The organism is Streptomyces sp. NPDC101151, from assembly GCF_044768335.1.
Lineage (GTDB): Bacteria > Actinomycetota > Actinomycetes > Streptomycetales > Streptomycetaceae > Streptomyces.
The window spans coordinates 23,776-26,206 of the sequence record NZ_JBIWPP010000065.1; the positions used below are offsets into that span (position 1 = coordinate 23,776).

A 2,431-nucleotide genomic window follows, 5' to 3' on the forward strand; every position below is an offset into this window, starting at 1 on the left:
AGGGCGGCACGCAGGGTAACGGCCGCGGTAATACCCAGGGCGGCACGCAGGGCGGTGGCAACGGCAACACCCAGGGCGGCACGCAGGGTAACGGCAACGGCAACACCCAGGGCGGCACGCAGGGTAACGGCCGCGGTAATACCCAGGGCGGTACCCAGGGCGGTGGCAACGGCAACACCCAGGGCGGTACCCAGGGTGGCGGCAACGGCAACACCCAGGGCGGCACGCAGGGTGGCGGCAACGGCAACACCCAGGGCGGTACCCAGGGTGGCGGCAACGGCAACACCCAGGGCGGTACCCAGGGTGGCGGCAACGGCAACACCCAGGGCGGTACCCAGGGCTGATGGTTGAAGAGGCGGCACCTCGCGGAGGCAACCTCCGCGAGGTGCCGGCTTTTCGGCGTCACCCGCGTCGTTTGATGGTTACCAATGAGCCGGTATCTTTCGCTGGAGCAGAGGCATTTCATCTATTTTGTCGATGGCGCCCCGGTCGAAGACTTCTGGGGTGGCCAGGGCGCGATCCGGGATGGTTTCGTCCGGCTTTTTGTTCTCCTGTTGTTCCAGCAGGCGGACGGCCAAGTATCCCTGTAGGGTGAAATTCATGTCGACGGCGAAATCTATTTTTCCGCTGCGGATGGCTGCGGCTACTTCCTTGCTGATGCCGATGGCCGCCACCCGGGCATGGCCGTTCGCGTCGGACACTGCCTGGGTGGCAGGAAGTGCATCTGATGATTCGGCAGTGAGCACGACGTCGATCGATGGGTCCTGTCGGAGTTTTACGGAAATGACATTCGGCAACAGATCCTCGTTCACGTCGGCGTAGAGGATGTCCGTTCGTCCTTTAAATTTCTTCCTGAGACCTGTGCAGCGATCTTCCGAGGGAGTGTTGCCGCGTTCGTGGATGACGCAGAGCACATGCTTGGAGCCGAGGCGGTCGAGCTTCGAACCGGCAGATGAGCCGGCCGAGATGTCGTCCATTCCGATGTATGCCAGCGGTTTCATCGACTTCCAGGGGCCGGGTTCGAGCCCGACCACTGCAATCCCCGCCTTCTGTGCTTTGTTGATGAGTGCTCTGAGGGGGTGCGGGTCCGTCCGTATCAGCGCGATGCCGTCGATTTTGTTGTCAATCGCCTTCTGGATCAGATCTGCTTGCCTGCCGGTCGAGGAGGCGCCGGCATAGGTAAGGGCGATGTTGGTGCCGTCTCCGGCTTTCCGGATTCCGTCCAGGACGAGACGCAGGGAAGGGTCGGACGGATCGGACTGGTAAATGATCTGGACCTTCATGCGGGCGCTTTGACTCGGGGCGCTGGAGGTGGCGACGGGACCGGCATCAGATCGTTCCGGGGCTTTATCACTACAGCCGGTTGCAGCTCCAGCGACAACCAGTGCGCCGACGATGACCGCAGCGACGCCCGCCGTGCCGGATATGGTGGAATTGTTCATCGGAAAAGACCTTACGCCGGGGAGAAAGAATGACGGCGGACCACTTCTGTGTGTGCGGGAGACACGGTTGTACGGTGGGGCTCGACCAGCAGCAGAGAAACCCGTCGGGAGCCCAGGACTGATGCCACCACGTTCAGAGGATCGTCGGCTGCGGAGGGTGTCTCATGACGGATTCCAGTCCTGCCTGGGCAAGCTGATGGGCGGCTCGGCAATTGACGGCTGCGGGGCGTGCCCCGAGTGAACAATTGGCCTGTGGCCACACCGCGGGCAGGACAATGCCGGGCATGACCAGCAGGAAGAGCTGCGACGTGGGGTGCCCAGGCAGCCGGTACGGCATCGGCGGCCTCGCGCCGGCACAAAACCGTGTCGCGCAGTAATTGCAGTAAGAACCTCGGCGGTAGCCGATTAGCGGGATTATGGCGGCATGGCGCGCTGTCTGTCCAGATATCTGGTCCCGTAATTCCGGCGGGAGCCGGTGCTCAGCGGCAGTGTCCGGGACACGGTGCTTCGCGGCGGTGACTGTCGGCACCGGTCTGCCGGGCCGGGGCGGCTCCTCGACCGAACAGGCCGGGTGGCGTGGGGAAAAACGCCCGTGAACAGCCGGTACCGGCGCCGGTTCCCGCATCTGTTTCCGGGCATCCTGCCTCAGGCCACGAGCAGTCCGATGCCGAGGGCGGTCAGAGCGATCCCGGTCAGGCACTGGATACGCCTGTTGACCCGAGGGCGCATCAGGAAGGGACGCAGGGAACCTCCTATTTGGGCAAGTACGAGCATCCACACCAGTACTACAGCGGCAGATCTTCTTTAGCCTCAATACCAGTGACTTAAGGGATTGGGTCCCAGCTTCGTGGGACTTTGGTCGGTGGGTTGATCGGGGCTGTGCGCCAGTGCGGAGCGATGGCGACGGCCTCGGCCGGGCTTCGGTCGGGTTGGGGAGGGCGTCGGTGTTCGCCGCGTTTGACGCCGAAGTTGGACATCTTGCGCTTGAC

General features: G+C 63.5%; 3 protein-coding genes. 1 reads left to right on the top strand and 2 read right to left on the bottom strand.

Features of this window, described 5'->3' with window-relative positions; all coding sequences use genetic code 11:
* Positions 1-344, top strand: a 344-nt coding sequence (locus tag ACIRU3_RS45355; protein WP_404069968.1) for a hypothetical protein, incomplete at its 5' end; no start/stop codon positions are given.
* 78 nt (positions 345-422) lie between these two features.
* On the opposite strand, the gene ACIRU3_RS45360 is transcribed toward ACIRU3_RS45355, so the two are convergent.
* The gene (locus ACIRU3_RS45360; RefSeq protein WP_404069970.1) at positions 423-1,442 is read right to left on the bottom strand and encodes a substrate-binding domain-containing protein; all 1,020 of its coding nucleotides are present in this window, start codon (positions 1,440-1,442) and stop codon (positions 423-425) included.
* A gap of 645 nt (positions 1,443-2,087) precedes the next feature.
* Positions 2,088-2,216 (bottom strand): hypothetical protein, encoded by a 129-nt coding sequence (locus ACIRU3_RS45365; protein ID WP_404069972.1) that lies wholly within the window; start codon positions 2,214-2,216, stop codon positions 2,088-2,090.
* Positions 2,217-2,431 lie beyond the last annotated feature (215 nt).

Excerpts from the sequence above, each read along its gene's own strand:
- ACIRU3_RS45365 (WP_404069972.1), bottom strand. The coding sequence starts at position 2,216 with ATGCTCGTACTTGCCCAAATAGGAGGTTCCCTGCGTCCCTTCCTGATG.
- ACIRU3_RS45360 (WP_404069970.1), bottom strand. The coding sequence starts at position 1,442 with ATGAACAATTCCACCATATCCGGCACGGCGGGCGTCGCTGCGGTCATC.